Below are 16399 nucleotides of genomic sequence, written 5' to 3'. Positions count from 1 at the left end.
TAGCCTTGATTTATCGCTAGATCAGCCCAATGGAGGGAATCGATAATGAGCACGAGCTCGGATCAGAACGTAATCGACGTAGCGCCCACTTCGCATGTGAAGCTGGCAGCTTGGGTCGAGGAAGTTGCCGCACTGACGAAGCCGGATCGTGTTTATTGGGTTGATGGATCAGCTGAAGAAAACGACCGCCTGTGCGCCGAGCTTGTCGACGCCGGCACCCTGGTCAAGCTGACCGACCCGAACTTCCCCAACTCCTACGCCGCATTCTCGGATCCCAAGGATGTTGCCCGAGTTGAAGAGCGCACCTTCATCTGCTCCGAAAAGGAAGAAGATGCGGGCTTCACCAATAACTGGGAAGACCCGAAGGTCATGAAGGAACGCCTGAACGGACTGTTCGACGGTTCCATGCGCGGGCGCACCATGTACGTGATCCCATTTGTCATGGGACCGCTGGACGCCGAGCAGCCGGCATACGGTGTTGAGCTGACCGACTCCGCCTACGTGGTGACCTCGATGCGCATCATGGCCAAGATCGGCAGTGACGTACTGCGCAAGATGGAAGCCGAGGACGCCTTCTTTGTTCCGGCACTGCACTCCATTGGCGCTCCGCTTGAGCCGGGGCAGCAGGATGTTGTGTGGCCTTGCAACGAAGACAAGTGGATCGTTCACTTCCCTGAAGAGCGCGCCATCGTGTCCTACGGCTCCGGCTACGGCGGAAACGCGCTGCTGGGCAAAAAATGCTACTCGCTGCGTATCGCATCCGCGATGGCACGCGACGAGGGCTGGCTTGCCGAGCACATGCTGATCCTGAAGCTGACCAGCCCGCAGAACAAGTCCTACCACATTGCCGCCGCGTTCCCGTCGGCGTGCGGCAAAACCAACCTGGCGTTGCTGGATCCAACCATTGATGGATGGAAGGCAGAGACCCTTGGCGACGACATCAACTGGATGCGTATCGGCAAGGAAGGCGAACTGCGCGGCGTGAACCCGGAATACGGCCTGTTCGGCGTTGCGCCGGGCACCGGCTGGTCCACCAACCCGAACGCCATGCGCGCCATCACCAAGGGCAACTCGATCTTCACCAACGTTGCGCTTACCGACGAAGGCGGCGTGTGGTGGGAAGGCATGACCGATCAGGCGCCAGCGCACCTGACCGACTGGTTGGGCAATGACTGGACTCCTGAATCCGGGACTAACGCCGCACACCCGAACTCGCGCTTCTGCACCCCGATCGACCAGGTCGACATGCTTTCGGAAGATTACTACTCGCCAAACGGCGTGAAGATCGACGCAATCCTGTTTGGCGGCCGCCGCAAGACCACCATCCCGCTGGTTACCGAGGCCCGCAGCTGGACCAACGGCATCTTCATGGGCTCGACGCTGTCCTCGGAGACCACCGCTGCCGCTGCCGGCGCCACCGGACAGGTGCGCCGTGATCCGATGGCGATGCTGCCGTTCATCGGTTACAACGCCGGCGATTACCTGAACCACTGGGATAAGATTTCGGCCAAGCTGAACCCAGCGCAGATGCCAAAGATCTTCCTGGTCAACTGGTTCCGCCGCACCCCGGAGGGTGGCTTCGCATGGCCAGGCTTCGGCGATAACTCGCGCGTGCTGAAGTGGGCCATCGAACGCATCGAAGGCACCGTGGAGGCCAAGGAAACCGCCATCGGCTACGTGCCTACCGGCGAGGCGCTTGACCTGACCGGTCTGGAAGGCTTCACCCCGGCTGACGTGGAGACCGCTGTGGCGGTAGACATCGAGGAATGGAAGGCCGAAGCTCAGAGCATTGAAGAATGGTACGCAAACTTCGGTGATGCGCTGCCGACCTCGCTCCGCGCCGAGCTTGATGGCCTGAAAGCACGCCTGAACGCCTAATTAGTGCCAAAAATCCCCGGGTGCCACCGCCCTCGCCACACGGCGAGCGGTGCGTGCCCGGGGATTTTTTGCTGCCGGGAAACCTATGCCTGAACCGGGCGGTGAAAACGGTCTGCGGTGTAGATCAGGGCGCAGGCCGCGATCGCTGCTGAGACCAGTGCGGTAATGGAGAATGCCACCGCAGAGTCCTCACCGCTGAGCCCCACCAGCGGCGTGGCCACCGCACCGATGAAAAACTGCGCGCAGCCCAGCAGCGCCGAGCCTGAGCCGGAGACTTCACGGACTTCGGCGATGGCAAGGCCGGTGGTGTTGCCCATCGCGAAACCCACCGAGGTCACCATGATAAAAATGAGCACCGCCAGCAGCATGTTGCGCACCCCGAGGTTCACCGCAACGGCCAGCACGGTGCAGGAAAGCAGCAGCACACTCAAGGCAATGGTGATGGTCCGGCGCAGCGGCACCCGGGATGCGAGCCGGGCAGAAACCAAGCCGGCGGTAATCAGCCCGAGCGAATTGATGCCGAAACACAACGCATAACCCTGCGGGCTGAGCCCCATGACGTTTTGGTAGAGGAACGGCGAGGCGGAAACATAGGCCATCATCGCGCCGAAGGCGAAGGCAAACTGCACCATGTAACCCACAAAACGGGGTTTCGACAGGGCGACGCGCAGCGGGGCAATAAAGTTACCGGTTGAACGTTGGGCGACGGGCAGGGTTTCGCGGTAGATGCCGAAGGATCCTGCCGCCATGGCCAGCGCGATCAGGCAGATAAACCACAGGACGGTGCGAAATCCGCCGAATTCTCCAAGGATCGAGCCGAACAACGGAGCAACTGCGGGAGCCACGCCGCCAAAGGTCATCAGCAGCGAGAATATCCGCGCGGTCTGGACCCCTCGGGTGGTGTCCGCAACAATTGCCTTGGAAATGACCAACCCTGCCGCTCCGCCCAACCCCTGCAGGGCGCGGGCAATCGTCAACGTGGTCAACGTCGGGGCCAACGCCGCCACAACGGAGGCCACCACAAACAGTGCGGTGCCCCAGCGCAGCGGTATGGCGCGCCCGAGCCGGTCGGAGAGCGGTCCCCAGAAGATTTGACCGAAGGCTATGCCAATCAAAAATGCAGTCAACGTGAGCTGGATACCCGAGGCTGAGGTGGCGAATTCCTGCGTCATGGCGGGAAACGAGGGCAAATACATGTCGGTGGCTAATGGGCCGGTGGTTCCCAACAAGATCAGCAGGGCAAAAAGCGGGGGAGTCAGTCGTGAGCGTTCCGGGGTGTTGGGCATAAGCCAATTCTAAGGATGGTTCAGGACAGAGCATCAACGATTACCGTGTGATGTGCGGGGCGGGGCTCAAAGTCACAATCCGGGAACAGTTTCCCCACACGCGCACCAGTGGGTGCAAAATCAACTAACTGTGAAAAGATGAAGTTATGGTTTTGGCACGTTTGATTCTCGGGCTGTTGTGCTTGTCGCCGATGACCGGCTACGAGCTCAAGAAGCACTTTGACTCCTCTATTAACCACTTCTGGAATGCAGATAAGGCGCAGATTTACCGCACCTTGGCCCAGCTGGTGGAGCAGGGGTATGCCACGGTGCGCACGGTTCCCCAGACGAATTACCCGGACCGTCAAGAGCACCACATCACCGAGGCCGGGCGTGAGGTTTTGAACCAGTGGCTCTCCAACGGGGCCGCGCGTTCCCCGGAACGAGACCCATTTATGGGGCAGGTCTTTTTTGCCGCAGAGCTGGAACAAGAGGGAATCGAGCAGCTGTTGCTCGAACGCCGCAAGGCGACCCAGGATGTTTTGGACGACTATCTTTCGCAGCGCGAGGGAATTGACATGCGCGCCGCAGCAGACCGCCGGAGCTTTTTGATGGCGGCCACCTTGGACCATGCGATCAGACAACAGGCCGCTGAGCTGGAATGGCTTGACGCAGTATTGGAGCATTTGCCATGACTTCTGCCAACGACCAGGTGAACAACCGCGGTGCCGACCTTGCTCGCGAAGCTCTGGACTATCCCGAGGTGCATCCAGCGCGCCGTAAACCCGCGGACAGCGCCCCGGTGCAAACCCTGGTTTTTCTCCACGGCGGTAACGTGGGGAACTGGAGCTGGGATCCGCAGGTACTGGCCTTTGGCGAGTTTAATATTCTGACCCTGCATCTTCCGGCTTTCGGGGCACGCGCGGAGGAAACCTGGGATGGGTTGGACTCGGCGGCCGACGACGTGGCGGCGCTGATCGCCGATGAAGTCTCTGAAGGCGGGGTCCACCTGGTAGGGATGTCCTTGGGCGGGGTTATTGCGTTGCACGTCGCGGCCCGCCACCCTGAGCTGGTGGAATCGCTGTTCGTGACCGGGGTATCGGTCACTCCGTTGGGAACCGCGGCCAAAGCGGTCCAGCGGATGCAACTGAAGCTGATTGGCAGCGAATGGTATTGGAAGTTCCAGGCCGGCGCCTACGGCATGGTGGATAACGAACGCGAGCTGTTCGCCGAACACGGCGTCAAACTCAAGGCGGAGAACATGCGCGCGGTCATGAGCGATCTGGATACCAGCAGCTTGCCGGCAAACCTTTCATCGTATTCCGGGCCCATTGTGGTGCTGGCCGGCGCCAGCGAGCCGAAGTTCGTGCAACGCTCATTCCCGGCGTTGAAAACAGCGCTTCCGCAGGCCGTTATCCGGGTGGTGCCGGGGATGCACCACCAATGGAACATTGAGAATCCATTGTTGTTTAATTCGGTTTTGCGCCGCTGGATTGATGGTCAGCAACTGCATCAATCCCTGCGTGAGCCCGCCGAGCCCAAACAACGGGCCGCGGCGCCCCAGCACGCGGCCACGAGGGAAGAAATTGATCCCCGCGAAGCTGGTGAGAGTCCGGATTCGGTGAATCACCCAGTTGTGGTAGAGGAAACTACCGGACCGGGCAAGTCCCCGACCGCGCGTTTGACCGACCGCTTGGACCCGCGCAAACGCGAGGTGAAAAAAGGGTTGTCGAAAAAGCCGCCCGTGGCCAAACGACCTACCGATAGCGCTGGACCCAGCGCAGAATAAGCCCTGGATTGCAAGGAGCAGCCCGGACTGGATCCCCATATGTCCAGTCCGGGCTGCTCCGGTTTAAGCGGCTCCCTGCCCTAGGCTGCGAGCCAAACGTCGGGGCCGAAAACTTCGTAGTGAATGTGTTCGGCCGGTATCCCTGCACTCAACGCCTGCGCGCGTACCGCATGCATAAACGGCAGCGGTCCGCAGAGGTAAACATGGCTCTCTGGGCTCAGCGCGTCGGTGAGATCCATGTAGCCGGAGCGGGCATTCAGTCCCTCGGGCAGTTCTCCGCGCTCAAACCAGGTGCCGATGTTCGCCTGCGGCAGCTGTTTGAGGGATTCAAGCATCTGCTCACGCAGTGGCCAGCTCTCGAAGTCCTGATCGGCATGCAATACCGTGAGCTGGCGGGTGGAGCCCGAGGTGGCCAAGGTCTGCAGGGCCGCGGCGCTGGGGGTACAGCCGATGCCGGCGGTCGCGATGACCAGGGGCGCGCCGGCCGGATCGATGACCAGGTCGCCATACGGGTTGGACAGCTCGACAAGGTCTCCGGGCATCAGACGGTGGTGAAGCACCGGGGAGAATTCTCCGTCCACATCCAATTTCACGGTGATGGTGCGGGTGGCGGTTGATTCCACGTCGCTGCTGAGAGTGTACTGGCGAACCTGGCGGATGCCGTCGCTCATCGGCAGGCGCACGGAGACAAATTGGCCCGGTTTCGCGCGGGTGGCCACGGTGTCATCAGCCGGTTCAAAGCTAAAGGTGACCGAGTCGGCACCGCTGGGGGTGCGCTGTGTCAGCTTCCAGCTGCTGTAGATCGTGGCGTTTGCCTGCTGCGCGTAGAGGCCCTTTTCGATTTTGATCAGCGCCTGGGCCATGAGCCAGTAGACCTCGGTCCACGCCTCGGCGATGGCAGGGGTGAGCGCATCTCCCAAGTCCTCGGCAATGGCGGCGAAGAGGTGTTCGTAGACGACCGGGTACTGCTCTTCCTTGACACCCAGTGAGGTGTGTTTGTGGGCAACGCGGGCCAGCATGGTTTCGGGGGTTGTTTCCGGGGTGGAGATCAGGTGGCTGGCGAACACCGCAATGGAGCCGGCCAGTGCCTGCTGCTGGGTTCCATTGTTCTGGTTCGAACGGGAGAACGTGCCGTCCAACAGTTCTGGATGCGCGGTGAAGAGGCGCTGGTAGAACTTCGGGGTGATGTGTGAAATTCGTTCTGCGATGATCGGCAGGGTTGCTTCAATCACCGGGCGGGACTGGCTGGACAGCATGGTTATCTCCTTGGGGAGTGTCTGATTTATCTTGCATTTGAAATGCAAGATTTATGCTTTAAGTTCTACGCTCCGTAGAAGTTAAGTGCAAGTTAGGTTTGCCTGATGTCCGCCATTCCGAAGTTGACTAGTGGATTTGCGAATCGAAAAGGTTAGGCGCCGCGGTGAACCGTGGGGAACGGAAGCAGGGTAATCGCCGGGGACGTTTCGCAGATCTCCTGGACGGTCAGCGGATCCAGGGCGGTGTAGAAGGCCTCGCGGGCCGCGCGCAGGGCTGCCCGCAGGCGGCAGCCGCCGGCCAGCGGGCAGTTGTTTTTCGCATCATGATCGGTGCAATCCACAACGTCCTCGCGTTTGTCCAACGTGCGCAGCAGGACTCCGACAGAGGTCTGCAGGCCGGTGTGGGTGATGCTGGCCCCGCCGTTTCGTCCGCGGGCGACATCCAGCACCCCGAGGGTCCGCAACTCCAGCACGGCCTTGGTGACGTGGTTGTAGGGCACCGACACCAGCTCTGCGATCTCGCGGCTGGTCAGCTGTCCTGCGCCGGGGGCGCCGAGGACCATCACGGTCCGCAGGCAGACATCGGCAAAGGCGCTGAGTTTCATAACCTTCAGTTTACGACGACGCCCCGCGACCGGTCAGCGGTGTAGCTCACTGCTGGATGGTTGCGGGGCGGTTTGCGGTCGAGGTCGACCAGGCTTAGCGGGCGTTGGCCCAGATCGCCTCGGCAGACTCGGCTGCCGGGTCCTCGAAGGTCCACTCGCCGCCGGGCTCGGCCGGCATCGTGTAGGGCTGCACGATGGCCAGGGCCGCGCCAATCTTGTGCTCGGCCACAACGTGGATGGCATCCTGGTCGTTTTCTTCAAGCAAGACGTCGGAAGCGATGGCGATGGCCTCGAAGTGGGTGCCCTGCTGGTTCAGCACCTGCACCAGGTCGGCGGCCATGGCCTCGGTGTCGATGTCGGCATCCGGGTCTTCCGGGTCATCCGTGGGCGGAACCGCGATCAGGCGCAGTTCACCTTCGCCGGAATCGTCCCCGGGTTCCAGGCCGATGGCGAAAGGCAGGAAGACACCCTGTTCTTCCAGCTGCTCGCGGGCCACACCCAGCGCAGTGCTCAGCACCTTGTTCAGGGCGTCCTTGACGCCTTCATCCAGTGTCTCGAAGTTCATGTCTTTCCCTTAGGTAGTTGGCTGTTCTTGACGCACGATCGCCAGTACGGCGTCGCGGATTGGATTGATGATCTGCGCGGTGGCACCCTCGCCGTTGAACCGCAGGAACGGTTCGGTGTTCGAGGGGCGCAGGTTGATCCACCAGCTGCCGTCGGCGGCTGCAATGGTGGTGCCGTCCATGGTGAAGATCTGAACCGGCTGGCCTTCGAAGTGCTCAACCACCCGGGCGGTGGCACCGGCCTTGTCTTCCACCTCGGAATTGATTTCCCCGGTTGCGACATACGGTTCGTATTCGGCGCCCAGCTGGGACAGCGGCAGCTCCTGTTCGCCCAGTGCGGCCAGCACGTGCATGGCCGCGAGCATCCCGGTGTCCGCATTGTAGAAATCACGGAAGTAGTAGTGCGCGGAGTGCTCGCCGCCGAAAACAGCGCCCTGGGTGGCCATCTCCGCCTTGATGAATGAGTGCCCTACGCGGGTCATCACCGGGGTGCCCCCGGCACGCGTCACGAATTCGGGCACGGCCTTGGATGTGATCAGGTTGTGGATGATCACCGGGTTTGCCTCGCCGGCGGCCTGGACCCGGGCGATCTCCCGCACCGCGACCAGCGCGGTGATGGCGGACGGGGAGAGCGGCAGGCCGCGTTCGTCGATGACGAAGCAACGGTCCGCATCGCCGTCGAAGGCCAGGCCCAGGTCGGCGCCGTGCTCCAGCACCGCTGCCTGCAGGTCCTTGAGGTTCTCCGGCTCCAACGGGTTGGCCGGGTGATTGGGGAAGGTGCCGTCCAGCTCGAAGTACAGCGGCACGATCTCCAACGGCAGGCCAGCGAGCACCGCATCGCCCAGTACCGCGGGGGTGGTCAGCCCGCCCATGCCGTTTCCGGCATCCACCACGATCTTCAACGGGCGGATAGCGGACAAGTCAACCAGGCTGCGCAGGTAGGCGGAGTATTCGGTGAGCACGTCGCGATGGGTCACCGAGCCCTGCGGGGCATCGCCGGAGACCGGCAAACCTTCGGCCAGGTACTGCTGGGCGAGGTCGCGGATGTCGTAGAGTCCGGTGGCCGAGGAAATTGGCAGGGCGCCGGCCTTGGACATCTTGATGCCGTTGTACTGGGCGGGGTTGTGGCTTGCGGTGAAAACCACGCCGGCGGCATTCAGCTGGCCGGAGGCGAAGTAGAGCTCGTCGGTGGAGATCTGCCCTAGCATCACCACATTGGCACCGCGGTAGGTGGCACCGCTGGCGAATGCCTGGGAAAACTGCGCCGAGGAGGGACGCATGTCGCCACCCACCAGTACGGTGTCCCCGGACAGGCCCAGGATGTCGACGAAGGCCGCGCCGATGGCCTCCACTGCTTCAGCGTTCAGCGACTGTCCGACGATGCCGCGCACGTCGTAAGCCTTGAAGCTCTGGCTCAGATCAATTTCTTCACTCACATCTTTCAGCCTACCGGCTGGATCGGCGCATTAACCGGTGACTTGCACCGCGAAGCATGGGAATTGCCTTACATTTCGGGGCGTTGGAGTATCGATGATCCCCACGGTGCGGGCGGTTCAGGTATTTCGTGGGTGGGAACTGAAATACTGGGACCATGGATGCCTCACTGCACTCGGACCTGCGTTCCTCCGCCACGGCCAAGCTGCGCGCCCTGGTGCGCAACCCTGACGCCCAGTTCCACGACGGCCAGTTCGAAGCGATCAGCGCTCTGGTCGCCCAGCGCCGCCGTGCGCTGGTGGTGCAGCGCACCGGCTGGGGTAAATCCGCGGTGTACTTTATCGCGTCGTTGCTGCTGCGCGAACAGGGGTACGGGCCGACGTTGATTGTTTCACCGCTGTTGGCGCTGATGCGTGATCAGGTCGCCGCCGCCGAGCGCGCTGGGGTGCGCGCAGCGGCGATTAACTCCGCCAACGTGCTTGAATGGCGCGAGATCCTGGATAAGCTGCAGCGTGATGAGATCGACGTGCTGCTGGTCTCCCCGGAACGGTTGAACAATCCATCCTTCCGGGAACAGCAGCTGCCGATGCTGATGGGCAGGCTGGGCCTGCTGGTGATCGATGAAGCGCACTGCATTTCCGACTGGGGACACGACTTCCGCCCGGACTACCGACGCATTCGCGACCTGATCAATCAGTTGCCCGCCGGGTTGCCGGTGTTGGCGACCACCGCAACGGCCAACTCCCGGGTGGTGCAGGACGTGGCCGAACAATTGGCCGGCGGCTCGGCGGACGTGTTCACCTTGCGCGGCACCCTGGCCCGCGACTCGCTGCGCCTGGGAGTTTTGCGACTGCCGTCCCCGCGGATGCAGCTGGCGTGGCTGCTGAGCCACATTGAGGATTTCACCGGTTCGGGAATCATTTACACCCTGACGGTTTCCGCCGCGGAAGACATTGCGCGGATGCTGCGCGAGGCCGGGCACCAGGTCGCCGCCTATACCGGGCGCACGGATCTGGAAGAACGCGAACGCCTGGAACAGGCATTAAAAAACAACCAGGTGAAGGCGTTGATTGCCACCAGCGCCCTGGGAATGGGTTTCGACAAACCGGATTTGGGTTTTGTGATCCACATTGGCGCCCCGAGCTCCCCGGTAGCCTACTATCAGCAGGTTGGCCGTGCCGGCCGCGGAAGTATCAACGCGGATGTTTTGTTGCTGCCCGGTGCGGATGATGCAGAGATCTGGGAGTACTTCGCCACCAGCTCCATGCCTGATCAGGTACGCGCCACCGCAGTGTTGGAGGCGTTGGGGCAAACCGACGGCGCGATGAGTGTCCCTGCCTTGGAGAGCGCGGTGAACCTGCGCCGTTCGCCGCTTGAGCTGTTGCTCAAGGTCCTGGCGGTTGACGGGGCGGTTGAACGGGTAGCCGGCGGCTGGATGCGCACCGACCTGCCGTGGGCCTATGACGCGGAACGGTACAAGCGGGTGGCGCAAAGCCGGATTCACGAACAGCGGCTCATGATCGATTATGAGAACACCCGGGGTTGCCGGATGGAGTACCTCACCAAGGCGCTGGATGATCCGCAGTCATCCCCGTGCGGACGCTGTGACAACTGCGCCGGGGCCTGGGTGGATGACCATATTCCCGAGGCTTCCAAGGACAATGCGCAGGCGGCCTTGGGACGTGTCGGAGTGAGTATCGAACCGCGCAAGCTCTACCCCTCGGGGCTGAATCGGCTGGGTCATACCCTCAAAGGCAAAATTCCCGAGGACGAACAGGTGTCCATTGGCCGCGCCCTGGCCCGATTGACGGACCTGGGCTGGGGGAATCGGCTGCGCCAGCTTTTTGCCGACCCCGGTGACCGCCCGATCGATCAGGCCATGTTCGATGCCTGCGTGAAGGTGCTCGCGGAATGGAACTGGGAACAACGCCCGGTGGGAGTGGTCGCCATGCCGTCCTCAACCCGCCCGCAACTGGTGACCTCGCTGGCGCAGCAGCTGGCTGCGGTCGGCCGGCTGAAATACCTGGGCCAGCTGGAATACCGCGGAACCCCGCCGCAGAACGGTCCGGGTGGTAATTCGGCATTCCGGGTCGCGGCGGTAGCTGATGCATTTGAGATTCCGCAGCCGTTGGAATCCATGTTGTCCAACGCCCCCGGTCCGGTGATGCTGGTTGACGACCTGACCGATTCACGGTGGTCGTTGGCGATGGCCGGTCGGGCGTTGCGGATTGCCGGGGCTCCCGGTGTTTTGCCTTTCACTTTGGGAATCGCTGGGTAAATGTTCAGTTAAACGAAGTACGCTGGATGTATGGATTTTCTCATCTGGCTCATCGTCATCATCGCCGTGATTGGCCTGGGCTACCTCGGGTTGCAGTCGCTTCGTAAGAAGAATTCCGCAGAGGTCGCCCAGGCGGTGACGCGTGAGGCCGCTCAAGCGGCCAACGCGAAGCTGGACGATGCCTCGCGGAACGCCATTTACCGCAATCTGGCCAAGGGCGACGTCATGGGTGCGGTGCAGAACTACCGTGCAGTCACCGGGGATACGGTGAAAAACTGCGTTATTGCGGTCCGCAGCCTGGATAAGTACCCGCAGACCGCACCGGTCAAGGAACTGCCCGTCAGCGAAGCAGACGTTCAGGCGCTGCGTGACAAGCTGGAAGCCCAGAGCGCCATTGATGAGCCGAGTTCAGCGGCTGAATCCAAGGAAACCGACCTGACGATGCCAAGCGTTGCCACACCTGGTGAGGATTCATGGGTTATCCCGCAGGAATGGCATGAGCAGTTTGGCACCGACTCCGAACCGAGCGCTACGCACTTCAAGATGGCGTTTGAAATTGACGGGGAACAGCGGGAGTTCTCCAGCGAACAGTTGCCGCCGAATGAATACGACCAGCTGTTCTCGATGCTTCGTGATTCCAATTTCTCCGGCGCCGCAAGCGTGCTGCACAGCTACACCGGTCTTCCGCTGGAGGATCTGGAACGGATGATCGCTTCCTCTCCGATGTCCGGCGCCAACGCCAATGGCAACGTGGCAGATTTTCGCTTCGAGGGACAGGGACCTGACGGGCCGGTGCATTTTGATGCGGCGGAGCTTCCCGAAGCCGAGCGAGACGAGCTTTTTGACGCGATTGCGAACCATGATCTAGAGGCCATGACCAGCATCATTGCCCGCCATACATCATTGCCGGAAGATATCGTGCAGAACATGTTGCGCACCTTCGTCAAGAGGCAGGACTAGCCAGCGCTTTCGGCAGGCTGGGAGAACCATGGGTGTGCGCGCCCTGGCGTTGTTACCGTGGCGCTGAGTGCATAGTGTGGCTTCCACGAACCGAGTGACTTCGTTGTGGAAGGGGCTGGAAAATGTCGGAAGAGAAACCCGGTAATGCTCAATCAACCGAGCCAACGGGGGATGACGAACTTGGCAATGAACTGCTTAATGCTGAGGCTGCTAAAAAACTGAAACAGGCGGAGGACCAGATCAAGGAAACCGCGCACGACATTGAGCGCAACCTCAAGTAGGCGATGATGCATGAACCCCGGGAAATTCTTCCCGGGGTTTTTGTGTTTGGGCAGACGCCGGGAGGGCTTGTGCTAGTGAGCGGCGAATGCGAAACAAGCGGTAGCTTGTATTCCACTTAAAGATTTTTTCAAATAAACAACGTTTAATCACTCCAACCCACTGCCCGACATCCTGAGCTACCTAGTTTCAACCTGGAAGGTACCTAGTTTTCCGGATCGGGCTGGTTTTCCTTGCGTCGGAATCAAATGAACGGTAATCTCTAAATTGCGTTAAGCGGTTGACTGGGCATTATGGGGATGCTTCAAGTTGCTGGAGCACTTGGTTGGGGGATCGGGTGTTCACCGTATAGGCCCCGAGGTATTCATTTTGAATGCTTCGGGGCTTGACCATTTAACGGGTGAGCTCTGTTTGAGGGGCGACCGTTGTGCCGGTTTCGAAAAGTGTGGGCGTCGAAGGATTCGGTGAAGAACTGACGTGATCGACCGTCAGTCTGGAAGTCGGGACACCCCAGTGATGAAAAACCCGGCCAAGTTCTTCTCTGGTTCATGTTTGTGGTCTCACCCGCCGCGGGGATTTCGGGTGGCAAAATGGGGGAAGCCCGGAAACTCTGTTGAGTTTCCGGGCTTCTCTCGGCGGACACGGGGGGATTTGAACCGCATTGTTATCCCGCGAATTACCGCAAGTTACCCTAAATTACCATGCGCAAAAGACGCAATACGCGGTAACTAAAGGTAACTGTCGTAAGTCCAAAGGTCACCATGACACATCGGTCGAAATGGTCACCCCGCGCTCCCGCAGTAAACTGACCTCCAACGGGCTCAATGCGTGAAGCCTATCCTCAAGCACCTGCTGAGTCACATTCAGCTCTTCAGCCAAACTCGGCAGATCGGCGTGCTCAAACATTGCCAAGCTTGGCCAAGGCACCAGCAAGTGCGCCGCTTCCCGACGCACCTTCCGCTCAATCTTTATCGGCTGACATTCACAATGACCATACTGCAGGTGCACCAGCTCGTGAGTCAGCACGCACCGGCGTTCGCGCGCGGTGAGTCGCTTGTCCAGCCAAATCACCTGCTTACCATCCGTCGCGCCAGGCTTGCCCTCAGGCATGCGAACGTGATGAATCTGAATCCACGTATTCGCGCTAATGATCGTCCAAGGGTCAAACATGGGCACAGCCTATCGTGCGTCTCCGACGCTTAGTCCTGAGGGTCTTCACCCAGACCGTCATATTGTGAAGATTCCAGTTTCAAGGGTGGGTGCGCAGCGTGTGGCATGGACTCGTTGAACTCCACTGGTCGCAGCGGAGTTACGTTGCTTTGCGTGTCCCGCAGTTGGCGAAGCTCGAAGTTTCGCTGCTGAAACCGGAAGGTAAGCTCGGCCAGCAATTCTTCATCCGACAGATCCGAGGCATTGCGGACAGGGTTCTTCTCCCATGGTGATCCGGCGAGGTCCTGCAGGGTCACTTCTGCTGGCGGTCGGTCTGAATTTAGTAGGCGCTCGATCTTTTCGTATTCCCAGCCGAGCGCGTTTGAGATAGCGGCGAGGCGGGTTGCCTGGGGCCACGTGTCCGCGTTTTCGAATGAGTAGATGGTTTTGACCGCGACGCCTGCACTTTTGGATAGGTCCGGGCGGGATAGTCCGGCTATCTCACGGGCTTCTTTGGCGAGTGCGCTGATGCGCTTCTTCATCATTTGTTCGTTGTAGCTCATGACACTCATCTTGGGGTGGTAGGTAAAGGTAGGTAAACGCGTACTTTCACCATTGTAGGGATGGTTTCGAGGTATGAACGAGTAGGAATCAAAAAACTTTTTTAAGCTCTGACTTGGCAAAACGCCATGATTTACCTTTTCCTACCGTTTCCTACCTTGACGCAATCTAATTACCTACATAAGCTGAATGCATGAACAAGGTAGGACGAGGTAAGCCGGTGAAACCCCGGGTAGTTGAAAATTCGGATCAGCGCATCGGGCTCACGCTCCGTACTCTGCGCTTAGACCGTGGCATCACCGGAACCGAAATGGCAGACGGTATGCAAATCAGTGCAGGCATGTACGACCACTACGAGGCCGGAAGACGCCGGATCACGTGGGAGCGGCTGCAGCAGGCGACATGGTTCTTGAACTATCGCGGTTCGAATTCAGTCAGTGTCCAGCCCGAAGCAATCGCGCTCCCATCGGAGTGCGCGGGTGGAGGACTCACCGTCATTGAGGGGGAAGCAGCATGAGCGTCGAACTGATTCCAGTGCGCGAGCACAACAGCAAGACCGCAGTAAGCCTCCGGGACCTGCATGGGTTCCTGGAAGTGAAGAAGGACTTCACCGACTGGGCCAAGCAGATGTTCGACTACGGATTCATTGAGGGCCAAGACTACGTCGAGTTATTCCCCAAAAAAGGGGCAAACCCTGTAGGTGGTCGCCCGGCCCGCAATTGGGCCATCAGCTTGGACATGGCCAAGGAACTCTCCATGATCCAGCGGACCGACCGCGGCAAGCAGGCCAGACAGTACTTCATCGACGTTGAGAAGCGTGCGCAGGTCGCCAAGCCTAAGAGCATCGAGGAAATGACCCTTGAAGTTATTGGCGCGTTGCAGTCCGCGGTAGAAGCGGCGAAAGAACAGGTCGCAGTTCTTGCCCCTAAGGCTGACGCGTTCGACGCTTTGCTCTCCACGGCGGGGGATTACAGCGTCAACGAGGCGGCGAAGGTACTGACCCGTGACCACAGCATCCAGATGGGTGAAGGTCGGCTGCGGAAGAAGTTAGAGGAATGGGGCTGGATTTACCGGAGCTCCGGTAAGCCTCGGGCTAAGCAATACCAAGTCGATCTTGGGCGGATGGCTGAGAAAGCTCAGTGGCATTACCACCCGGTGACGGCGGAGAAGGTTCTTGATACTCCGCAGGTCCGGATCACGGCCAAGGGCATCGATGCGATTCGTCAGCGGATCTTGGCGCCGATGGAGGTGGCTGCGTGAGCGAAGAAGAAGCCAAGTACTTGACGATCGCTCAGCTGGCCGACAAGCTGCAGTGCTCGGTTCGTACTGTGCAGGGCAACGTGAGTCGGGGTGTTTGGCCGTATAAGAAGTTTGGTCCCAGGATCATCCGGTTTGCTCCGGAGCATGTGGCCCAGATTTTGGACGCTGCCGAGGTGCCTGTGTCGGATAAAAAAGAAAAGCCGCGAAAGATCAGTGATCTTGTTTCGCGACTTCAGTAAAACGCTTTGCTACTTGGCGGTTCCAAAGCATTTGTTATTAGGAGTCTACATGAAGAAGTTCATGAAGCAATTTGAGGGGTTGCAGTTGACCTCTCGGGGGCAGTGGGTGTCCGTGATTCTGGTTGGTCTGGTGTTCTGGGGTTCGCTCTGGGGTGCTTATGAGGTTGGAGGCGTGGCGTGAGCGAGGAAGTCAACGAGCGTCATGCACAGCTGGCGAAGCTTCGGGAGCAGTTCGAGCCTGGGGCGATTGGAAAGCTACCGAAACCTTATCGGCGCGATTCTCAGAAGGGCAACTGTCAGGAGTGCGGTGGCTACCACGGTATGCCGGCCATGCATTTGGACTACGTTGGCCATGCTGCGCTCACGGATCGTCTGCTCAAGGTAGACCCTGAGTGGACGTGGGAGCCAATGACCACGGACCAGAATGGTCTGCCACTGTTCGACGGATGGGGCGGCCTGTGGATCAAGCTCACCATCTGCGGGGTGACTCGTCTCGGGTACGGGGACTCGCAGGGCAAGACCGGCGCGAACGCTGTAAAGGAAGCGATCGGCGACGCGCTCAGGAACGCTGGCATGCGGTTCGGTGCGGCGCTGGATCTTTGGCACAAGGGCGACCTGTGGGAGGCCCAAGAGCAGCGCGGCGAGTTTGCGGCGCCAACCACCCCGCCGGCAAATTCTCCGGCCGCGGCCCAGTCTGCCGACCCGGTCCCGGCTCAGGGGCAGTCCAAGCAGGAGATTTTCGACAAGCAGTTGGAGCAGGCCCGAGGCAACCTGGATCAGCTCAACGCCCTTGGCAAGTGGGCGCACAACAGCGGTGCGCCGGAATCAATCATCAATCGGATCAAGGCCGCTATCAGCGAGCTGGATCAAGCAGCATAGGGAG

The 16399-nt window shown here is 60.3% G+C and carries 18 protein-coding genes; 11 read left to right on the top strand and 7 right to left on the bottom strand.

From position 1 onward, the window contains the following. Window positions 1–45 precede the first annotated feature (45 nt). Window positions 46–1878, top strand: a complete 1833-nt coding sequence (locus tag ACIOWL_RS10530; protein ID WP_400384536.1) for a phosphoenolpyruvate carboxykinase (GTP) — start codon at window positions 46–48, stop codon at window positions 1876–1878. 83 nt (window positions 1879–1961) lie between these two features. Here ACIOWL_RS10530 and ACIOWL_RS10525 read toward each other — a convergent pair whose 3' ends face one another. Then, entirely contained in the window at window positions 1962–3164 is a 1203-nt protein-coding gene (locus ACIOWL_RS10525; RefSeq protein WP_400384534.1) for a multidrug effflux MFS transporter, read from the bottom strand. A gap of 146 nt (window positions 3165–3310) precedes the next feature. On the opposite strand from ACIOWL_RS10525, the gene ACIOWL_RS10520 reads away from it, so the two are divergent. Both ACIOWL_RS10520 and ACIOWL_RS10515 read left to right on the top strand, forming a co-directional pair. Then, complete coding sequence (locus ACIOWL_RS10520) at window positions 3311–3838, top strand: PadR family transcriptional regulator (protein WP_400384532.1); 528 nt, start codon at window positions 3311–3313, stop codon at window positions 3836–3838. Then, complete coding sequence (locus tag ACIOWL_RS10515) at window positions 3835–4932, top strand: alpha/beta fold hydrolase (protein ID WP_400384530.1); 1098 nt, start codon at window positions 3835–3837, stop codon at window positions 4930–4932. Before ACIOWL_RS10520 ends, ACIOWL_RS10515 begins: the two co-directional genes overlap by 4 nt. 80 nt (window positions 4933–5012) lie before the next feature. On the opposite strand, the gene ACIOWL_RS10510 is transcribed toward ACIOWL_RS10515, so the two are convergent. From ACIOWL_RS10510 to ACIOWL_RS10495, 4 genes are all read right to left on the bottom strand, one after another. Then, window positions 5013–6188 carry a globin domain-containing protein gene (locus tag ACIOWL_RS10510; protein ID WP_400384528.1) on the bottom strand — a complete coding sequence of 392 codons (1176 nt, stop codon included), beginning with the start codon at window positions 6186–6188 and terminating at the stop codon, window positions 5013–5015. A 152-nt stretch (window positions 6189–6340) separates the two neighbouring features. After that, window positions 6341–6793, bottom strand: coding sequence for an RrF2 family transcriptional regulator (locus ACIOWL_RS10505; protein ID WP_400384526.1), 453 nt, complete (start codon window positions 6791–6793; stop codon window positions 6341–6343). A gap of 94 nt (window positions 6794–6887) precedes the next feature. Further along, window positions 6888–7358 (bottom strand): hypothetical protein, encoded by a 471-nt coding sequence (locus ACIOWL_RS10500; RefSeq protein ID WP_400384524.1) that lies wholly within the window; start codon window positions 7356–7358, stop codon window positions 6888–6890. 9 nt (window positions 7359–7367) lie between these two features. Beyond that, window positions 7368–8801 (bottom strand): phosphomannomutase/phosphoglucomutase, encoded by a 1434-nt coding sequence (locus ACIOWL_RS10495; RefSeq protein WP_400385096.1) that lies wholly within the window; start codon window positions 8799–8801, stop codon window positions 7368–7370. Between the two features lie 146 nt (window positions 8802–8947). On the opposite strand from ACIOWL_RS10495, the gene ACIOWL_RS10490 reads away from it, so the two are divergent. The 3 genes from ACIOWL_RS10490 to ACIOWL_RS10480 all read left to right on the top strand — a co-directional run bounded on the left by ACIOWL_RS10490 (window position 8948) and on the right by ACIOWL_RS10480 (window position 12309). Next, window positions 8948–11068: a RecQ family ATP-dependent DNA helicase gene (locus ACIOWL_RS10490; protein WP_400384522.1), complete on the top strand. Its 2121-nt coding sequence runs from the start codon at window positions 8948–8950 to the stop codon at window positions 11066–11068. A 30-nt stretch (window positions 11069–11098) separates the two neighbouring features. Beyond that, window positions 11099–12028 carry a hypothetical protein gene (locus ACIOWL_RS10485; protein WP_400384520.1) on the top strand — a complete coding sequence of 310 codons (930 nt, stop codon included), beginning with the start codon at window positions 11099–11101 and terminating at the stop codon, window positions 12026–12028. A 122-nt stretch (window positions 12029–12150) separates the two neighbouring features. Further along, window positions 12151–12309 (top strand): hypothetical protein, encoded by a 159-nt coding sequence (locus ACIOWL_RS10480; protein ID WP_400384518.1) that lies wholly within the window; start codon window positions 12151–12153, stop codon window positions 12307–12309. A 754-nt stretch (window positions 12310–13063) separates the two neighbouring features. On the opposite strand, the gene ACIOWL_RS10475 is transcribed toward ACIOWL_RS10480, so the two are convergent. After that, entirely contained in the window at window positions 13064–13477 is a 414-nt protein-coding gene (locus ACIOWL_RS10475) for an ImmA/IrrE family metallo-endopeptidase (RefSeq protein ID WP_400384516.1), read from the bottom strand. Between the two features lie 29 nt (window positions 13478–13506). Then, complete coding sequence (locus ACIOWL_RS10470) at window positions 13507–14019, bottom strand: helix-turn-helix transcriptional regulator (protein ID WP_400384514.1); 513 nt, start codon at window positions 14017–14019, stop codon at window positions 13507–13509. A 191-nt stretch (window positions 14020–14210) separates the two neighbouring features. On the opposite strand from ACIOWL_RS10470, the gene ACIOWL_RS10465 reads away from it, so the two are divergent. The 5 genes from ACIOWL_RS10465 to ACIOWL_RS10445 are packed head-to-tail and all read left to right on the top strand — an operon-like array spanning window position 14211 to window position 16395. Beyond that, window positions 14211–14534 (top strand): helix-turn-helix domain-containing protein, encoded by a 324-nt coding sequence (locus ACIOWL_RS10465; RefSeq protein WP_400384512.1) that lies wholly within the window; start codon window positions 14211–14213, stop codon window positions 14532–14534. After that, the gene (locus ACIOWL_RS10460; RefSeq protein ID WP_400384510.1) at window positions 14531–15277 is read left to right on the top strand and encodes an antA/AntB antirepressor family protein; all 747 of its coding nucleotides are present in this window, start codon (window positions 14531–14533) and stop codon (window positions 15275–15277) included. The genes ACIOWL_RS10465 and ACIOWL_RS10460 overlap by 4 nt, the downstream gene beginning before the upstream one ends. Then, window positions 15274–15516: a hypothetical protein gene (locus ACIOWL_RS10455; protein WP_400384508.1), complete on the top strand. Its 243-nt coding sequence runs from the start codon at window positions 15274–15276 to the stop codon at window positions 15514–15516. The genes ACIOWL_RS10460 and ACIOWL_RS10455 overlap by 4 nt, the downstream gene beginning before the upstream one ends. Window positions 15517–15565: 49 nt before the next feature. Then, window positions 15566–15697, top strand: coding sequence for a hypothetical protein (locus tag ACIOWL_RS10450; protein ID WP_400384506.1), 132 nt, complete (start codon window positions 15566–15568; stop codon window positions 15695–15697). Beyond that, a complete protein-coding gene (locus ACIOWL_RS10445) occupies window positions 15694–16395 on the top strand; it encodes a hypothetical protein (protein ID WP_400384504.1) in 702 nt (233 codons plus the stop codon). Before ACIOWL_RS10450 ends, ACIOWL_RS10445 begins: the two co-directional genes overlap by 4 nt. Window positions 16396–16399: the final 4 nt, after the last annotated feature.

The organism is Glutamicibacter sp. NPDC087344 (genome assembly GCF_044744225.1).
Lineage (GTDB): Bacteria > Actinomycetota > Actinomycetes > Actinomycetales > Micrococcaceae > Glutamicibacter.
The sequence above is the reverse complement of the archived record's forward strand: the minus strand, read 5'-3'. Positions and strand labels throughout refer to the sequence as shown.

Coding starts and splice junctions, on each gene's coding strand:
- ACIOWL_RS10530 (WP_400384536.1), top strand. CDS start 46: ATGAGCACGAGCTCGGATCAGAACGTAATCGACGTAGCGCCCACTTCG.
- ACIOWL_RS10525 (WP_400384534.1), bottom strand. CDS start 3,164: ATGCCCAACACCCCGGAACGCTCACGACTGACTCCCCCGCTTTTTGCC.
- ACIOWL_RS10520 (WP_400384532.1), top strand. CDS start 3,311: ATGGTTTTGGCACGTTTGATTCTCGGGCTGTTGTGCTTGTCGCCGATG.
- ACIOWL_RS10515 (WP_400384530.1), top strand. CDS start 3,835: ATGACTTCTGCCAACGACCAGGTGAACAACCGCGGTGCCGACCTTGCT.
- ACIOWL_RS10510 (WP_400384528.1), bottom strand. CDS start 6,188: ATGCTGTCCAGCCAGTCCCGCCCGGTGATTGAAGCAACCCTGCCGATC.
- ACIOWL_RS10505 (WP_400384526.1), bottom strand. CDS start 6,793: ATGAAACTCAGCGCCTTTGCCGATGTCTGCCTGCGGACCGTGATGGTC.
- ACIOWL_RS10500 (WP_400384524.1), bottom strand. CDS start 7,358: ATGAACTTCGAGACACTGGATGAAGGCGTCAAGGACGCCCTGAACAAG.
- ACIOWL_RS10490 (WP_400384522.1), top strand. CDS start 8,948: ATGGATGCCTCACTGCACTCGGACCTGCGTTCCTCCGCCACGGCCAAG.
- ACIOWL_RS10485 (WP_400384520.1), top strand. CDS start 11,099: ATGGATTTTCTCATCTGGCTCATCGTCATCATCGCCGTGATTGGCCTG.
- ACIOWL_RS10480 (WP_400384518.1), top strand. CDS start 12,151: ATGTCGGAAGAGAAACCCGGTAATGCTCAATCAACCGAGCCAACGGGG.
- ACIOWL_RS10475 (WP_400384516.1), bottom strand. CDS start 13,477: ATGTTTGACCCTTGGACGATCATTAGCGCGAATACGTGGATTCAGATT.
- ACIOWL_RS10470 (WP_400384514.1), bottom strand. CDS start 14,019: ATGAGCTACAACGAACAAATGATGAAGAAGCGCATCAGCGCACTCGCC.
- ACIOWL_RS10465 (WP_400384512.1), top strand. CDS start 14,211: ATGAACAAGGTAGGACGAGGTAAGCCGGTGAAACCCCGGGTAGTTGAA.
- ACIOWL_RS10460 (WP_400384510.1), top strand. CDS start 14,531: ATGAGCGTCGAACTGATTCCAGTGCGCGAGCACAACAGCAAGACCGCA.
- ACIOWL_RS10450 (WP_400384506.1), top strand. CDS start 15,566: ATGAAGAAGTTCATGAAGCAATTTGAGGGGTTGCAGTTGACCTCTCGG.